The following is a 14,523-nucleotide window of genomic DNA, read 5'->3' as shown; positions in this document are numbered from 1 at the left end:
GCGTTTCGCGGTGGCCGATCGGACGTCACGCCTTCTCAACCTCGTCTCTCTTCCTTCCCGTTTCACCCCTTCGGCCGTCACCGGGTACGCCCACGCCGTCCCGGCAACGGAGGGCGCCTCAGCTCGGCACCGAGAGCCCCTCGGTGATCCCCAGCGGGCGCCCGTCGGCGGTGATCAGCGAGCCGCTCAGCTTGCCGTCGGCGAGCTGGAAGCGCACGTCCATGTTGGTGGCCTGACGTGACACCTTCATCAGCCAGTCGATGCAGCGGTCGGCACTCTCGGGGTTGGCGTCGATCGCCTGGCCGGCCATCTGCTGGGCGGCGGCGATGCGCGAGACCCGCGCCATGGTCGCGGCGCCGATCACCCCGTTGCGCAATACCTGGTCGTTGTTGGCCAGCTCCTCCAGCTCTTTGGCCCGCGGGTGGTCGATCGCGACCGCGATGTTGCCCGAGCCGTCCTCGGTGAGGGTGGCCGGGGTGTCGGGGTTGATCCCCAGTTGTCCCATCAGCTCCTTCAGCCGGCTTTCGGCGATGCCGACCAACTGGTTGTAGTCGGTGATCAATGGCGGCAGTGAACCGTCGGCGCGCGCGGCGAAGGGGTTGCCGGTCTGTTCGGCGGCCGTCGTCCCCGCCGCGGCCCGCCGGTATCCCTCGCTGGAGATCGTCAGCCGGTCCGACGAGTCGGTGGTGGGGGTGGTCCCGCCGCTGGTCGGGGTGGCGGCCGTGGCTCGGGTCGACGGGAGCGGGGCGGTCGTGGTGTAGGCGGAGACGGGGTTGATCATGGCCTCTACTCCCTGCGGGATCGGAGTTCTCGTGAAGGAGAGAAACGCAAATTCGGGGCCAACGCGGTCGGACGGCGGAATGAGGGGTGGAACGGCCTTGCGGCGGCCAAGTGATGCCGCCGCCACGGCGCGGGAGGGTAACGGCTTGCCGGTCGGGCGCGCCCCTTCAAGCCGGTGGTAGACTCCCCTCTCCACCGAAGAAACCATCCCTGAAGAACAAGAGGACTCCCATGAGCGACCCGAAGATCGAGACCGTCACCGTGCGCGGCGGCTTCCACCACGACCCCACCACCCACGCCGTGGTCCCCCCCATCTACCAGACCACCTCCTATGCCTTCGACGACACCCAGCACGGCGCCGATCTCTTCGACCTGAAGGTTCCGGGCAACATCTACACGCGGATGATGAACCCCACCTGGGACGTGCTGGAGCAGCGGGTGGCGGCCCTCGAAGGGGGCGTGGCGGCACTGGCCACCGCCTCCGGCATGGCGGCGATCACCTACGCCATCCAGACCCTGGCCCAGGCCGGCGACAACATCGTCTCGGTCTCCACCCTCTACGGCGGCACCTACAACCTGTTCGCCCACACCCTGCCCAAGTACGGCATCGAGGTGCGCTTCGCCGACTACCGCGACCCCGCCGCCATCGCCGGGCTGATCGACGAGAAGACCCGCGCGGTGTTCTGCGAGTCGATCGGCAACCCGGCCGGCAACGTCACCGACGTGGCCGCCTTCGCCGAGGCGGCCCACGCCCACGGGGTGCCGCTGATCGTCGACAACACCGTGCCCACCCCCTACCTGTGGCGGCCGATCGAGCACGGCGCCGACATCGTCGTCCATGCGCTCACCAAGTACATGGGTGGCCACGGCAACAGCATCGGCGGGATCATCGTCGACTCCGGCGAGTTCCCGTGGGCCGAGCACCGCGCGCGCTTCCCGCAGCTGTGCGAGCCCGACGTCTCCTACCACGGGGTGAGCTACACCGAGACCTTCGGCGCCGCCGCCTTCATCGCCCGCGCGCGGGTGGTGCCGCTGCGCAACATGGGCGCGGCGCTCTCGCCGTTCAACGCCTTCCTCATCCTGCAGGGGCTGGAGACGCTGCACCTGCGCATGGAGCGCCACTGCGAGAACAGCCAGCAGGTGGCCGAATACCTCAAGGGCCACGAGCAGGTGGCGTGGGTCAACTACGCGGGGCTGGCCGACGACCCGCACAAGGCGCTGGCCGACCGGTACATGGGCGGCCGTGCCTCGGGCATCCTCAGCTTCGGCCTGAAGGGCGGGCGGGAGGCGGGCGTCAAGTTCATCGATGCCCTGGAGCTGATCCTGCGGCTGGTCAACATCGGCGACGTGCGCACGCTGGCCTGCCACCCGGCGACCACCACCCACCGCCAGCTCAACGCCGAAGAGCTGGCCCGCGCCGGGGTGAGCGAGGAGCTGGTGCGCCTCTCCATCGGCATCGAGCATGTAGACGACATCATCGCCGACATCGCCCAGGCGCTGGAAAAGGCGAAGTAACGCCCGCGCCTGACGTCCCTTCCAGTACCTTCCCACCCTCTCGTTCCCACGCTCCGCGTGGGAACGTTCACGTCCTCCACCGCCCGGCAGGTGGACGATGCCCGCGCGACGCTCCGCGTCGCACTCCCGCGGTGTGTGTTTGGCCCATTTCCCACCGATGAAACGACGCGGAGCGTCGCCCATCCGCCGCGCTTCGCTCAAGCGCCCGTTCGGGTTACCACGCGGAGCGTGGTAACCAGGATAACCCGAACAGCGTCGGTCCTATTTCAACGGCAGATGGACGTCGGTCACCAGCTCATGCTCCTCGACGAACGGCATCAGCGTGCGGTAGTGGAAGAACACCGGAAAGTCCCTCAGCTCCTCGCCGCTCCGCGGCAGCCACTGGCGGAACAGGTAGTAGACCGTCTCATCCACCCGGTCGAGGGAGCCGAGGTGGCGGACCACCGCGCAGCGGCCGGCGGGGATCGCCTTGTTGACCACCCCCTGGGGGTTCTCCGCCACCGGCGAGCGCACCGCGCCGCAGATGTCGAAGCGGAACTGCTCCGGCGCGACGTTCGCCGGGTCGTCGTAGGGGATGCCGAAGGTGTCGCGCTGGTTTACCGGCGAACGGCCACTGCTCTTCCGCCAATCGATGAAGGTGCGCACCGAATCGTGGACCCGCTCGGGGGAGCCGCGGTGCTCCAGCACGGCCACCGGGGTCTCGGGAAAGTGGATGATCTCGACCTGCATGGGGGTACTCCTCTCAAGGGTGGGGCGTCGCAACCGCTGGTTCCACGGTGTCCACGCCGGTTCTTTACGGAACCGGGAGGGGGTCAGGCCGTACTGCTGCTTGAAGGCGCGGGAGAACGACTCCGGATTCTCGAAGCCGGCATCCAGGGCGATATCGATGATCCGCGCCTCCTCGAAGACCAGCCGGTAGCAGGCGCGTTGCAAGCGCAACCCCTGCACGTAGCGGGCGACGTTGGTGCCGACGTAGGCGGAGAACTGGCGATGGAAGTGGAACTTGGAAAAGCCCGCCACCGCCGCCAACTGCTCCACCGTCAGCGCCTCGCCGAGGTGCCGCTCGATGTGATCGAGCACCCGCTCGAAGCGCCCCTGATACCTGCTCGTGCTGTCGTTCATGGCCTCCCCTCTCGGTGGACGCCACTTTGCCCGAGCGGGGCGCCTGGTTCCTGACCGGGATTGCGGATTGTGCGCTTTGCCGGAGAACCGCGAGGGGTACCACAGGCCGGCGCGTCCGGCCACCGTAGGAGCGGCCCCAAGGCCGCGATCGGTGCGGAGTGAAGGCGTTTCGGTTCGGCAGGCCGTATCGTAGGTCGGGGCTACCGCCCCGACAGAACGGAAGCGGCATGGTAAGCGTATCGCCGCATCTTCCGAACCAGCCGTTCCGCGCGGATCGTCGCGAAATCAGGCCGCGGCGCCCCCGTTCCCATCGCCGCGGTAGCGACGACCGGGTGGCGACGAAGGTCGGATCGATGGCACCAATCGGCGTGACTTACCCCAACGCTTGGGCGAGCACTTCGGCCAGGTGCAGCGCCGGTCGCCCGGCGCCTTCGCGCATCTGGTGACGGCAGGAGAAGCCGTTGGCGAGGATCTCGGCGTCGGGGTTTTCGCGCAGCTTGGGCAGCAGCGCCTGTTCGGCCATGGCGTCGGCGAGATCGGCGTGTTCGGCCTCCACGCCGAAGCTGCCGGCACCGCCGCAGCAGGAGGCCTCGATCAGTTCGAACCGCAGGCCGGGAATCAGCTTCAGCGCCTTGCGCATCGACTTCATGGCACCCACCGCCTTTTCGTGGCAGTGGCCGTGCACCAGCAGCGGCGGGGCGTCGTCGGGGCGCTTTTTCAGGGGTAGACGCAGGCGCTTGGCGGTCTGTTCGCGGGCGATGAACTCCTCGAACAGCTGGGCCCGCTCCGCGACCTGCCGGGCCGGCTCGCCGAGACCGAGGGCGAGGTGTTCGTCGCGCAGGGTGAGCAGGCAGGAGGGCTCCAGACCGACGATGGGCGTGCCCGCCGCGGCATGGGGGGCGAGGGCCGCCACCACCCGGCGCGCCTCGGCGCGCGCCTCCTCGACCAGCCCTTGGGAGAGCAGTGTGCGCCCGCAGCAGAGGGGGCGGCGCGGCTCGCCGTCGGTCGCATCGGGCTGGGCGACGGTGACGCTGTAGCCCCCGGCACCGAGGACGCGGATCGCCGCCTCGGCGTGGGCCGGGTTGAAGTGGCGGGTGAAGCTGTCGACGAACAGCACCACCGGGTGGCCGTCGGCGGGGGAGTCGAGGGCGGTGCCGCTGAAGGGCGCGGTGGCCGGCTCCGGCAGACGGCGGCGGGCAGCGATGCCGAGCAGCGCTTCGCCGAGCGGGGCGAGCAGCGGCAAGCGGTTGCGCAGGCGGATCAACGGGACGAGCCAGCGGTCGCGATGGAGGCGCTGCGGCAGCTCGGCGAAGAGACGGTCGCGACGCGAGAGGGGGTGCTCCTCGTTGCGCTGGGCGAGGTATTCGATCTTGATCCGCGCCATGTCCACCTCGTTCTCGCACTCCCGGCGGCACCCTTTGCAACTCACGCAGAGCTCCATTGCGCGGACCAGTTGCGGGTCGTCGAACGGCTGCTCGCCGAGCTGGCCGTTGAGCGCCGCCTTGAGCAGGCGCACCCGGCCGCCGGTGGCCAGTTCGGGGTCGTCGCTGACCCGGTAGCTGGGGCACATCACGCCGCGCTCCTTGGTCTCGCACCGGCGACTGTTGATGCACACCGCCACCGCCTTGGCGAAATTGCCGCCCTCCTTGGGGATGTCGGCGTAAGCGTCACCGAGGCCGGCGTTTTCGTAATCGGACCAGTCGAGGTGGAGTTTCATCGTGGGTTCCTCACAGCGCGGAATCCCGCTGGGATGCAAAACCGTTGCCACGGAGCGGGGGCGCCAGCGCACGCAGAATCAAGGGGTTGGCGCCGGCGATATGTGGCAATCGCGACAAGCCGCACGCCGCTCGTCGGTGACGTTTACATCGGGACCCGCCGCGGGTTAGGCTGCGCCCAGCGCCTCACGGCGTCCCCGTCCGCGGGAAGGGCCGCGCCCACCGATCGCCAACTCCATTCCATACGATACTCCGCCCGATATTCGCGGACCCGGGCCATTGGAGGGATTCGTATGTCCGAAGAACCGCGCCGCGACTGCAATTCGCCCCGTTTCCACGGCCACCTCAACCTGGAGCAGCAGCGCAAGCGCGCCAAGGAGCTGTTGAAGGGGGCGAAGAGCGGCGATCCCGAAGCCCTCGGGCGCCTCAACGCCTCCCTCGGCACCTTGCCCGATCCCCTCAAGCTGAGCGATGCCCAGCGGGTGGTGGCCCGCGAGTGCGGCTTCGCCTGCTGGCCGCGGCTCAAGCACCATATCGAGGCGATCGACTTCGCCCGCGACCACGTCGGCCGGGTGGGGGACCGCGACCTCCCCACCCTGCACATCCGTTGCGGTTCCGATATCCAGCAGGGACTGAAGAGCGCCGGTTTCACCGGTGAGTTCCTGGAGTTCTCCGACCCCTTCTGCATGGGACCGGTGCCGGCGCTGCCGCTGGAGGAGCACCTGCGCAGTCGCGCCCGTTACACCGCCGACGCCTTCGGCCTGAGCCCGACCGACGCGCTGGCCCGGCTGCGCCAGGGATACGGCGCGCTGGAGCGGCTCGACGGCTACCGCCGGATCGTCCTCTGGTTCGAGCACGACAGCTACGACCAGCTGATCCTCGCCTATCTGCTGATGCGTTTCGCCGAGCGTCCGCCGGCCGCGCAGGTGGAGCTGATCGCGGTGGACCACGTGCCGGGGGTGGAGCGCTTCATCGGCATCGGCCAGCTCTCGCCGGAGCTGCTCGGCTGGTTGTGGGGGAGGCGGGTGGCCGTCGGTGAGGCGCAGTTCCGCCTCGGTGAGCGGGTGTGGCGGGCGATTACCGACCCTTCGCCGGAGGCGTTGCACCGGATCGCCCGCGAGGGGACCCCGGCGGTGCCGATGATGGCGGCGGCGTTGGCGCGCCATCTGCGGGAGCTACCGGATTGGGCCGGCGGCCTGGGGCTCACCGAACGGCTTACCCTGGAGATCTGTCGCGAGTGGGGGGAGATCCCCTTGGGGCGCGCCTTCGCTGAGCTGATGGGCAAACGCGAGCCGCTGCCCTATCTGGGGGACGTGATGTTCTTCCGGGTGGTCCACGAGCTGGCGATGGGGCCGCGAGCGCTGGTGCGGATCGGGACGGCGCCGGAGGGGGAGCCGGAGTTTCGTGCGCCCTTCCAGCTTACCGACGACGGGGAGGCGGTATTGGCGGGGCGAGTCAACCGGCTCGATCTGGGGCCGCCGGTGCGTTGGGTTGGCGGGGTGAGGTGTCCCGCAGAGGAGGGGAGCTGGTGCTGGGATGGCGCGGCGGGATGTCCCCGTTGGCGGGCGCGGCAGCTCTCCCCCCGGTAGGAGCGGCCCCCAAGGCCGCGATGGTTCGAAGCGCCGCTCTTTCCGTATCCTGCGGAGGCCAACGGAGCGGGCGCCATCGCGGCCTGGGGCCGCTCCTACCGGGATCGCGGCAGGCGTATCCTCCAGAGGATGGTTCAAAAATCCACCAGGAGAACAACCATGGACCCCTTCCTGAAGGCGGCGATCGAAGAGGCGGAACGTGGGCTGGCGGAGGGTGGCATCCCCATCGGTTCGGTGCTGGTCCACGCCGGAAGGATCATCGGCCGTGGCCACAATCGGCGGATCCAGCAGGGAAGCGCCATCCTCCACGGGGAGATGGACGCCTTGGAGAGCGCCGGACGGCTGCCGGCGAAGGTCTACCGCGAGTCGGTGCTCTACACCACCCTATCCCCCTGCCCGATGTGCAGCGGGGCGATCCGTCTCTACGGCATCCCCAAGGTGGTGATCGGCGAGAACCGCACCTTCGTGGGCGACGAGGCGGTGCTGCGGAGCGGCGGCGTCGAGCTGGAGATCGTCCAGGACGCCACCTGCATCGAGCTGATGCACCGCTTCATCGCCGAGCATCCTGCGCTGTGGAACGAGGATATCGGCGTGGAGTAGCGGATTCCGGGTGGACGACCCGCTCACCGCTACTGCAGGTGGGGGTCCCCCCCCCCCCCGCTTCCAGGCCTTCGACGCGGCGGAACCGGCGCAACGCTTCGGGGTGGTGGTGGCGAGTGGACGGGGGCGGCATCCGGAACGGTTGGCGGAGACTTCCTGGCCGCTGCCTTCGTTCGACACGGCGGCCGCGGGCCGCCCTATAGGGCGCGCCGCGCGCGCCGTGCTCAACGAGGGCAGCGCTCGGGACGGGTGGCAGAGACTTTGCGGCCACGGGCTGCGCTTGGTCAGGCGAACAACGCCGCCACCTGCTCGACAAATGATTCGGAATGGGAGAGGAAGGGTGCGTGACCGGCGCCCGCCATCACCTCCAGGCGAGCGTGGGGGAGGGCGGCAACCAGGGCCTCCCCGGCGGCGGTCGGCACCAGGGTGTCGCGGTCGCCGAGCAGCACCAGCGTGGGGCAGTCGATGTGCGCCAGGGCGCCGCGCAGGTCCGCCTCGCGCAGGATGCGCAGGCCGCCGCGCAGCGCGGCGTGATCCGGTTCGCCATGCTCGAAGAGTCGCGCGCGCATCCGCCGCAACGCCTCCTGGCCGTTGTCGGAACCGCGGGTCTGCAGGGCGAGGAAACGGGTGAGGGTCGCCTTGTAACTGCGTTGGAGATCTTCCCAGAAGGCATCCAACACCTTCGGGTCCATGGCGTGGGGCCAGCCGCGGTCCTGGACGAAGCGCGGCGTGGCGCCCACCAGGATCAACCCGCCGACCCGCTCCGGGGCGAGCGCCGCGGCGGCCATCGCCACCATCCCGCCCAGCGACCAGCCGAGCCACACCGCACCGTCGGGGAGCGCCTCCAACAGCTCCTCGGCGAGCCGCCCCAGCTCGAACGCCGACTCGTCGGCGGGCGGCGCGCTGCGCCCGTGACCGGGGAGGTCCACCAGGGTCACCCGGCAGGTCGCGGCGAGCCGCTCGGCGCTCTCGCGCAGCAGCCCCGAGTGCATCCCCCAGCCGTGGAGCATCACCAGATCGGAACCTTCTCCGAAGGTTTCGATAAACAACTTTCGGTTGCTCATGGCTAGCGTGGATTCCATGCTTCCGGACGGCGAATAGTGCGGTTGCGACGGTCGACGATTCGATCCGGAAATTGGCTTCCCGCCAACTCCTCCCGATGGATGACGTGGCGGGTCCAGTGGGCGTGACGTTCCAGGCGGGTGGCGCGCCGCGCACCGCCATGGCTCGCCGAACGGGGCAGTACCACACCGACGCGCAAGGCGGGAAAGTCGTGGCGGAGCATCGCCAATACCGGCTCCAGGTCGGCGTCGTTGGAGCAGAGAACGACCTGGCCGCAGGCACCTTGCGCAGCATCGCGGTACATGTGAAGGCCGATATTCACGTCGGTCTGTTTCTCTTCCATGACCTGGACCGTCACCCTGCCCCGCGCGGGCTCATCGAGCAATACCCCGGTGGTGGTCGCCTTGGAGTGGAATCCCTTGATGATCTCTACTTGGCCACCGACCCGCAAGGCTCGATGGTAGTGAGCCTGTCGTTGCTCGGAACGGGGATCACTGGCGAGGCTGCCGAGAATTGGAGCGGTGAAATACTTGACCCGCACCAGTCGAGAGTCAGGAGATGCAGAACGAAGGATGTGGTCGACAAACAAACGGTACAGATCGAGCCATTTGTAGGGACTCTTGGTCAGCAGGGAGTAGAAGAGGTTGTATCCATCCACGTAGACGATCGTGCGCATTCCCTTGGCCCAACAATGAAGAAGCCGCCAAAAAGGCGGCTTCTTCGCCCCAAACCAGACGCGGAGCCGCGTGCGATAAGGGGGGGGTTGGGTGAAATTGTAGGCCGCCCCGATGAAAAACACAACCACAAGTTGTGTCACTCGATGCGGCTCATGCTCTCACAAATTGACGCTTGTTATCGAGCACTTTCCGTAGATAGCGCTGGGTCTCTGCTGGCATCTTGGCCTGGAGCCGTTGGTAGACCGCCGCGGGGGCGAGGCGATTGATCTGGTCGAAGGCCTGGCTCCGATCGCTGGAGAAGCTGCGGTAGACGTTGCCTATGCCGCCGTTGTAGGCGGCGATGGCACAGTACTCGCGGGAGACCGGGTCACTCACCTTTTTCAAGTAGTTGTCGTCGAGCAGTTGCAGGTAGGCGCTGCCCAGCTCGATGTTGCGCTCCGGGTCGAACAGCTCATCGCGGCTCGGGGTGCCGCTCGTACCGAGGTGGCGCAGCGCGTCGCGGCCGGCGGTGGTGGGGACGATCTGCATCAGGCCGAAGGCGGGTACGGCGCTCACCGCGAAGGGGTTGAAGTCGCTCTCGGTCTTGATGATGGCGTTGATCAGGTTGGCGCTGACGTCGAACCGCTGGGCATAGCGCTGGACCAGCGGCTGGTACTTGGCGGCGCGCACCTGGAGGTGGTCGGAGACCATCCGGATCTCCACGTAGCGTGCCGCCTTCGTCCCGTTGGGGGTATCCACGTTGCGGGTCTGCAGCCGGTTGGCGATCAGCCAGTCGGCGAAGCGGTTTGCGCGCCAGGGGTAGAGCACCGCCTTGCCCTCGTGATCCAGCACCTCGTCGGCCAGGTAGGGACGCCCGCTGAGACGCACCTCGCCGGCGCTGAACAGATCCACCGCGCGCGGATCACCGGGGGTGAGCAGGGTGGTGACGATGGCATTCTTCAGACTCTCGGTCGGATTGCCCTGATCGAGGGTCTCCACCCGCACGGTGCCGCTGTCGAAGTCCACCAGGGCGCGGCTGAGGTAGTTCTGGGTGTACTTGACGTACTGGGTGGGGGTCGGCGTGCGCGCCTCCTGTTCGCCCCACTCCCCCTTCACCAGCTTGGCGAGGGCGCGCAACGCCTGACGCAGCTCCTTGAGATCGCTCACCAGCCGGGTCGGATTGGTGGCGTACTGGGTCGCCTTGCGCTTGGCGAACCCCTCCAGCGCCGCCCGCGGGCTGCCGGAGGTGGCGAGGCTCGCCACCTCCCGCGGCAACGCCTCCTTGCACCCCGACGTGATGGCCGCGATCGCGGCCATCACGAATGTGAGAAAAGAACGCTTGGTAAACATGGGCCCAATCATCCAGCGGGGAACGATGGGTTTCAAGCGCTTCCCCTACCCGCCCTATGGTTGACACCCCTGCCACGGTTCCGTATCACAATGGCGAGAGCCAGCCATCGCGGAGATCTCTCCCTTGCTTTGTGCCCGCTGCGTTTCCTCTCCGCGAACGCTGCGTGAAATCTTCAACCCCCAACGAGGTCGACCCGCCATGAAAGTGATCGCCGGACTCAGCCTGGTGCCGCTCGGCACCCCCCTCTCGCTCTCCCCCTACGTCGCCGCGGTGGAGGATCTGCTCGCCGAGCGCGGCCTCACCTTCACCCTCCACGCCACCGGCACCGATATCGAAGGGGAGTGGGACGAGGTGATGGACGCGGTGAAGGCGGCCCATCAGAAGATCCACGACCTGGGCGCGCCGCGCATCCAAACCCACCTTTCGCTCTCCACCCGCACCGACCGCGCCCAGACCATGAACGATCGCATCGAGTCGGTGGCGGCGAAGCGCACGTGAACCGGGTCGTGCTGATCACCGGCGCCGCCCACCGCATCGGCGCCACCATCGCCCGCATGCTGCATGCCGATGGCTGCAACATCGCGCTCCACTACCGCAGCTCGGCGGCCGGCGCCGAGCGGCTCGCCGCCGAGCTGAATGGCTACCGCGCCGACAGCATCTCGCTGCACCAGGGGGATCTGCTGGAGCTGGCCCGCCTGGCGCCGCTGGTGGAGGAGGTGGTGGCCCGCTGGGGGCGGCTCGACGTGCTGGTCAACAACGCCTCCACCTTCTATCCGACCGCGGTGGGGACGGTGACCGAGACCCAGTGGGAAGACCTGATGGGTTCCAACCTGCGCGCCCCCTTCTTCCTCGCCCAGGCCGCCGCGCCGCATCTGGCGGAGCACCACGGTTGCATCGTCAACCTGGTGGACATCCACGCCGAACGGCCGATGAAGGACCACCCGGTCTACTCCATGGCCAAGGCGGGCAAGGCGATGCTGACCAAGGCGCTGGCGAAGGAGCTGGCCCCGGAGGTGCGGGTCAACGGCGTCGCCCCCGGTGCGATCCTCTGGCCGGAGAACGAGATGAGCGACGAGACCCGCGGCAAGATCCTGGAGCGGATCGCCCTGGGACGGAAGGGGGAGCCGGAGGACATCGCCCGCGCGGTACGCTTCTTCGTCCTCGACGCACCCTACGTCACCGGCCAGATCCTGGCGGTGGACGGTGGGCGCTCGCTCAACCTGTGAGCCTTTCTCTGGCTACGGATGAAAAACGCAGAGGACGCAAAGACGCGGAGGGCGCAGAGAAGACGATTTGTTGCTCCGACGCCCGAAGTGGGGTGAGCGGTACGCGCCCGAGTCTCCGTCGATTCCGAGCCTTGCACCTCACCCGCCTGTAAACAAAGATGTTACACTTCATCGATGATACGGAGCTTCATCCATAAAGGGCTGAAAGAACTTTTTCTCACCGGAAAGAGCGCGAAGGTTCGAGGAGAACTCCGTGACCGCTGTATGCGCCGGTTGGATGCACTTGACCATGCAGCCGAACTCGATTCCCTGAAGGTTCCCGGATTCGACTTTCACCCACTGCTCGGCAAACCACAGCGCTACAGCATCCACGTCAACGGACCGTTTTGCATCACCTTCGAGTGGCGGGAAGGAGAGGCATGGCGGGTCGATCTGGAGAACTACCATTGAGCACTTGCACTTCTCACGAAGAGATTCTGAACTCGCGCCCGAAGCGAGCGCCCACTCACCCCGGCGCACTGATCCGGGAGGATGTGCTACCCGATCTGGGAATCAGCGTGAGCGAGTTCGCCCGCAAGCTGGGCGTCTCACGCCAGACCCTTCATCGCATCCTCGCCGAAACCCACGGCGTCTCCCCCGAGATGGCGTTGCGGCTCGGCCGCTTCCTCGGCAACGGCCCCGACCTCTGGCTCGCCATGCAGCAGGCCTACGACCTTTGGCGGGTAGAGCGGGACAAGCGAGAGGAGCTGGAACGGATCGAGCGCTATCGCGCCGCCTGAGTTATAATTTCCGACCATCATGCTAGGGGTGCCCGAGCGGGCTGAGAGAGACCCTTCGAACCTGATCCGGCCCATACCGGCGTAGGGAAGCATCGAAGCCCCTCTCTTCTCTCCCGTTCCCCGCCCTCCCCCTCTTCCACACTCGGAATGGGCGGCTTTGCGCCCATTCCGCAAGGGTTTTCCTCCATGAGCGCCATCCCCCAAGAGTTCCTCACCAAGACCGCCCGCCTCTCCGCCGAGGTGACCCAGCCCTTCCCCAAGTCGGAGAAGATCTACGTCGAGGGCTCGCGCGCCGATCTCCAAGTGCCGATGCGCGTGGTGACCCAGGACGCCACCGGCACCCACGACGGCGAGGAGGAGAACCCGCCGGTCTATATCTACGACACCTCCGGCCCCTACACCGATCCGAGCGCCGAGATCGACCTGCTGAAGGGCCTCCCCGCCCTGCGCGAGCAGTGGATCGAGGAGCGCGGCGACAGCGAGCCGCTCGCCGGCCCCACCTCCGAATTCGGCGCCGCCCGCCAGAACGACCCGGCGCTGGCCCACCTGCGCTTCGAGCACATCCGCACCCCGCGCCGCGCCAAGGCCGGTGCCAACGTCACCCAGATGCACTACGCACGACAGGGGATCGTCACCCCGGAGATGGAGTTCGTGGCGATCCGCGAGAACCTGAAACTCCAGGAGATGCGCGAAGACCCGCGCTACGCCAAGCTGCTGCGCCAGCACGCCGGCAAGCCCTTCGGCGCCGCCATCCCGGAGGAGATCACCCCGGAGTTCGTGCGCGCCGAGATCGCCGCCGGCCGCGCCATCCTGCCGGCCAACATCAACCACCCCGAACTGGAGCCGATGATCATCGGGCGCAACTTCCGCACCAAGATCAACACCAACATCGGCAACTCGGCGGTCACCTCCTCGATAGAGGAGGAGGTGGAGAAGATGGTCTGGTCCGCCCGTTGGGGCGGCGACACGCTGATGGACCTCTCCACCGGCAAAAACATCCACGAGACCCGCGAGTGGATCCTGCGCAACTCCCCCATGCCGATCGGCACCGTGCCGATCTACCAGGCCCTGGAGAAGGTCGACGGCAAGGCCGAGGCGCTCACCTGGGAGATCTTCCGCGACACCCTGATCGAGCAGGCCGAGCAGGGGGTGGACTACTTCACCATCCATGCCGGCGTGCTGCTGCGCTACGTGCCGCTCACCGCCGAGCGGGTCACCGGTATCGTCTCCCGCGGCGGCTCGATCCTCGCCAAGTGGTGCCTCGCCCACCACCAGGAGAACTTCCTCTACACCCACTTCGCCGAGATCTGCGAGATCATGAAGGCCTACGACGTCGCCTTCTCGCTGGGCGACGGCCTGCGCCCCGGCTCGCTGGCGGACGCCAACGATGCCGCCCAGTTCGCCGAGCTGGAGACCCTCGGCGAGTTGACCAAGATCGCCTGGGAGCACGACTGCCAGGTGATGATCGAGGGCCCCGGCCACGTGCCGCTGCATAGGATCGAGGAGAACGTCACCAAGGAGCTGGAGGAGTGCTTCGAGGCCCCCTTCTACACCCTCGGCCCGATCGTCACCGACATCGCCCCCGGCTACGACCACATCACCTCCACCGTCGGCGCCGCCAACATCGGCTGGTACGGCACCGCCATGCTCTGCTACGTCACCCCCAAGGAGCACCTCGGCCTGCCCAACAAGGAGGACGTGCGGGTCGGCATCATCAGCTACAAGATCGCCGCCCACGCCGCCGATCTGGCCAAGGGCTTCCCCGGCACGCAGATCCAGGACAACGCCATGTCCAAGGCACGCTTCGAGTTCCGCTGGCACGACCAGTTCGCGCTGAGCTTCGACCCGGAACGGGCGATCGAGTACCACGACGAGACGCTCCCCGCCCAGGCCCACAAGGTGGCCCACTTCTGCTCCATGTGCGGCCCCCACTTCTGCTCGATGAAGATCACCCAGGAGGTGCGCGACTATGCGCGCCAGGGGATGGCGGAGAAGTCGGTGGAGTTCGTCGAGGGCGGGGCGCAGATCTACAAGGAGGCGTGATCCGCGGCTGAACGTCCCGCCTCCCCCCCGGACGATGAAGGTTGGGTAGGGTGTGCCGACGACAGGAGGCGCACCGGTCGGAGAG

Annotated in this window: 14 protein-coding genes and 1 riboswitch; of the genes, 8 read left to right on the top strand and 6 right to left on the bottom strand. The window is 67.7% G+C overall.

Annotation, left to right across the window (positions count from 1 at the left end):
- Positions 1 to 118: 118 nt before the first annotated feature.
- The gene (locus ACYQ2W_RS17525; RefSeq protein WP_459869924.1) at positions 119 to 781 is read right to left on the bottom strand and encodes a hypothetical protein; all 663 of its coding nucleotides are present in this window, start codon (positions 779 to 781) and stop codon (positions 119 to 121) included.
- A gap of 230 nt (positions 782 to 1,011) precedes the next feature.
- Between ACYQ2W_RS17525 and ACYQ2W_RS17520 the strand changes: the two genes are divergently transcribed.
- Entirely contained in the window at positions 1,012 to 2,295 is a 1,284-nt protein-coding gene (locus tag ACYQ2W_RS17520) for an O-acetylhomoserine aminocarboxypropyltransferase/cysteine synthase family protein (protein ID WP_459869921.1), read from the top strand.
- 261 nt (positions 2,296 to 2,556) lie between these two features.
- Here the strand turns inward: ACYQ2W_RS17520 and ACYQ2W_RS17515 are convergent, their stop codons facing one another.
- Together ACYQ2W_RS17515 and ACYQ2W_RS17510 are read right to left on the bottom strand one after the other, a co-directional pair.
- Positions 2,557 to 3,417, bottom strand: coding sequence for an AraC family transcriptional regulator (locus ACYQ2W_RS17515; RefSeq protein ID WP_459869919.1), 861 nt, complete (start codon positions 3,415 to 3,417; stop codon positions 2,557 to 2,559).
- A 373-nt stretch (positions 3,418 to 3,790) separates the two neighbouring features.
- On the bottom strand, positions 3,791 to 5,134 hold the full coding sequence (locus ACYQ2W_RS17510; protein ID WP_459869916.1) for a (Fe-S)-binding protein: 1,344 nt from the start codon (positions 5,132 to 5,134) through the stop codon (positions 3,791 to 3,793).
- 291 nt (positions 5,135 to 5,425) lie between these two features.
- Between ACYQ2W_RS17510 and ACYQ2W_RS17505 the strand changes: the two genes are divergently transcribed.
- Positions 5,426 to 6,721 (top strand): DUF1835 domain-containing protein, encoded by a 1,296-nt coding sequence (locus ACYQ2W_RS17505; protein ID WP_459869914.1) that lies wholly within the window; start codon positions 5,426 to 5,428, stop codon positions 6,719 to 6,721.
- A 159-nt stretch (positions 6,722 to 6,880) separates the two neighbouring features.
- Positions 6,881 to 7,321: a nucleoside deaminase gene (locus tag ACYQ2W_RS17500; RefSeq protein ID WP_459869911.1), complete on the top strand. Its 441-nt coding sequence runs from the start codon at positions 6,881 to 6,883 to the stop codon at positions 7,319 to 7,321.
- A 284-nt stretch (positions 7,322 to 7,605) separates the two neighbouring features.
- Here ACYQ2W_RS17500 and bioH read toward each other — a convergent pair whose 3' ends face one another.
- From bioH to ACYQ2W_RS17485, 3 genes are all read right to left on the bottom strand, one after another.
- Positions 7,606 to 8,385 carry a pimeloyl-ACP methyl ester esterase BioH gene (gene bioH, locus ACYQ2W_RS17495; RefSeq protein WP_459869908.1) on the bottom strand — a complete coding sequence of 260 codons (780 nt, stop codon included), beginning with the start codon at positions 8,383 to 8,385 and terminating at the stop codon, positions 7,606 to 7,608.
- A 2-nt stretch (positions 8,386 to 8,387) separates the two neighbouring features.
- Complete coding sequence (locus tag ACYQ2W_RS17490) at positions 8,388 to 9,059, bottom strand: NYN domain-containing protein (protein WP_459869906.1); 672 nt, start codon at positions 9,057 to 9,059, stop codon at positions 8,388 to 8,390.
- Between the two features lie 151 nt (positions 9,060 to 9,210).
- The gene (locus tag ACYQ2W_RS17485) at positions 9,211 to 10,356 is read right to left on the bottom strand and encodes a murein transglycosylase domain-containing protein (RefSeq protein WP_459869903.1); all 1,146 of its coding nucleotides are present in this window, start codon (positions 10,354 to 10,356) and stop codon (positions 9,211 to 9,213) included.
- 232 nt (positions 10,357 to 10,588) lie between these two features.
- Here ACYQ2W_RS17485 and ACYQ2W_RS17480 point away from each other — a divergent pair, with 232 nt between their 5' ends.
- The 5 genes from ACYQ2W_RS17480 (at position 10,589) to thiC (ending at position 14,438) form a co-directional block, all read left to right on the top strand.
- Positions 10,589 to 10,888, top strand: coding sequence for an MTH1187 family thiamine-binding protein (locus tag ACYQ2W_RS17480; RefSeq protein WP_459869900.1), 300 nt, complete (start codon positions 10,589 to 10,591; stop codon positions 10,886 to 10,888).
- The gene (locus ACYQ2W_RS17475) at positions 10,885 to 11,616 is read left to right on the top strand and encodes a pteridine reductase (RefSeq protein WP_459869897.1); all 732 of its coding nucleotides are present in this window, start codon (positions 10,885 to 10,887) and stop codon (positions 11,614 to 11,616) included. Before ACYQ2W_RS17480 ends, ACYQ2W_RS17475 begins: the two co-directional genes overlap by 4 nt.
- Before the next feature lie 174 nt (positions 11,617 to 11,790).
- A complete protein-coding gene (locus ACYQ2W_RS17470) occupies positions 11,791 to 12,066 on the top strand; it encodes a type II toxin-antitoxin system RelE/ParE family toxin (protein ID WP_459869895.1) in 276 nt (91 codons plus the stop codon).
- Positions 12,036 to 12,395, top strand: coding sequence for a HigA family addiction module antitoxin (locus ACYQ2W_RS17465; RefSeq protein ID WP_459869892.1), 360 nt, complete (start codon positions 12,036 to 12,038; stop codon positions 12,393 to 12,395). Before ACYQ2W_RS17470 ends, ACYQ2W_RS17465 begins: the two co-directional genes overlap by 31 nt.
- Positions 12,396 to 12,409: 14 nt before the next feature.
- A riboswitch (TPP riboswitch) is annotated at positions 12,410 to 12,500 on the top strand.
- Positions 12,501 to 12,581: 81 nt separating this feature from the next.
- Positions 12,582 to 14,438, top strand: a complete 1,857-nt coding sequence (gene thiC, locus ACYQ2W_RS17460; protein WP_459869890.1) for a phosphomethylpyrimidine synthase ThiC — start codon at positions 12,582 to 12,584, stop codon at positions 14,436 to 14,438.
- The last annotated feature ends 85 nt before the right edge of the window (positions 14,439 to 14,523 follow it).

It is taken from the genome of Endothiovibrio diazotrophicus, assembly GCF_054657215.1.
Note: the sequence above shows the minus strand (reverse complement) of the source record. Positions and strands in the feature narration are given on the sequence as shown.

Coding starts and splice junctions, on each gene's coding strand:
- bioH (WP_459869908.1), bottom strand. CDS start 8,385: ATGAGCAACCGAAAGTTGTTTATCGAAACCTTCGGAGAAGGTTCCGAT.
- ACYQ2W_RS17485 (WP_459869903.1), bottom strand. CDS start 10,356: ATGGCCGCGATCGCGGCCATCACGTCGGGGTGCAAGGAGGCGTTGCCG.
- ACYQ2W_RS17510 (WP_459869916.1), bottom strand. CDS start 5,134: ATGAAACTCCACCTCGACTGGTCCGATTACGAAAACGCCGGCCTCGGT.
- ACYQ2W_RS17520 (WP_459869921.1), top strand. CDS start 1,012: ATGAGCGACCCGAAGATCGAGACCGTCACCGTGCGCGGCGGCTTCCAC.
- ACYQ2W_RS17480 (WP_459869900.1), top strand. CDS start 10,589: ATGAAAGTGATCGCCGGACTCAGCCTGGTGCCGCTCGGCACCCCCCTC.
- ACYQ2W_RS17500 (WP_459869911.1), top strand. CDS start 6,881: ATGGACCCCTTCCTGAAGGCGGCGATCGAAGAGGCGGAACGTGGGCTG.
- ACYQ2W_RS17515 (WP_459869919.1), bottom strand. CDS start 3,417: ATGAACGACAGCACGAGCAGGTATCAGGGGCGCTTCGAGCGGGTGCTC.
- ACYQ2W_RS17525 (WP_459869924.1), bottom strand. CDS start 781: ATGATCAACCCCGTCTCCGCCTACACCACGACCGCCCCGCTCCCGTCG.
- ACYQ2W_RS17490 (WP_459869906.1), bottom strand. CDS start 9,059: ATGCGCACGATCGTCTACGTGGATGGATACAACCTCTTCTACTCCCTG.
- ACYQ2W_RS17470 (WP_459869895.1), top strand. CDS start 11,791: ATGATACGGAGCTTCATCCATAAAGGGCTGAAAGAACTTTTTCTCACC.
- thiC (WP_459869890.1), top strand. CDS start 12,582: ATGAGCGCCATCCCCCAAGAGTTCCTCACCAAGACCGCCCGCCTCTCC.
- ACYQ2W_RS17505 (WP_459869914.1), top strand. CDS start 5,426: ATGTCCGAAGAACCGCGCCGCGACTGCAATTCGCCCCGTTTCCACGGC.
- ACYQ2W_RS17465 (WP_459869892.1), top strand. CDS start 12,036: ATGGCGGGTCGATCTGGAGAACTACCATTGAGCACTTGCACTTCTCAC.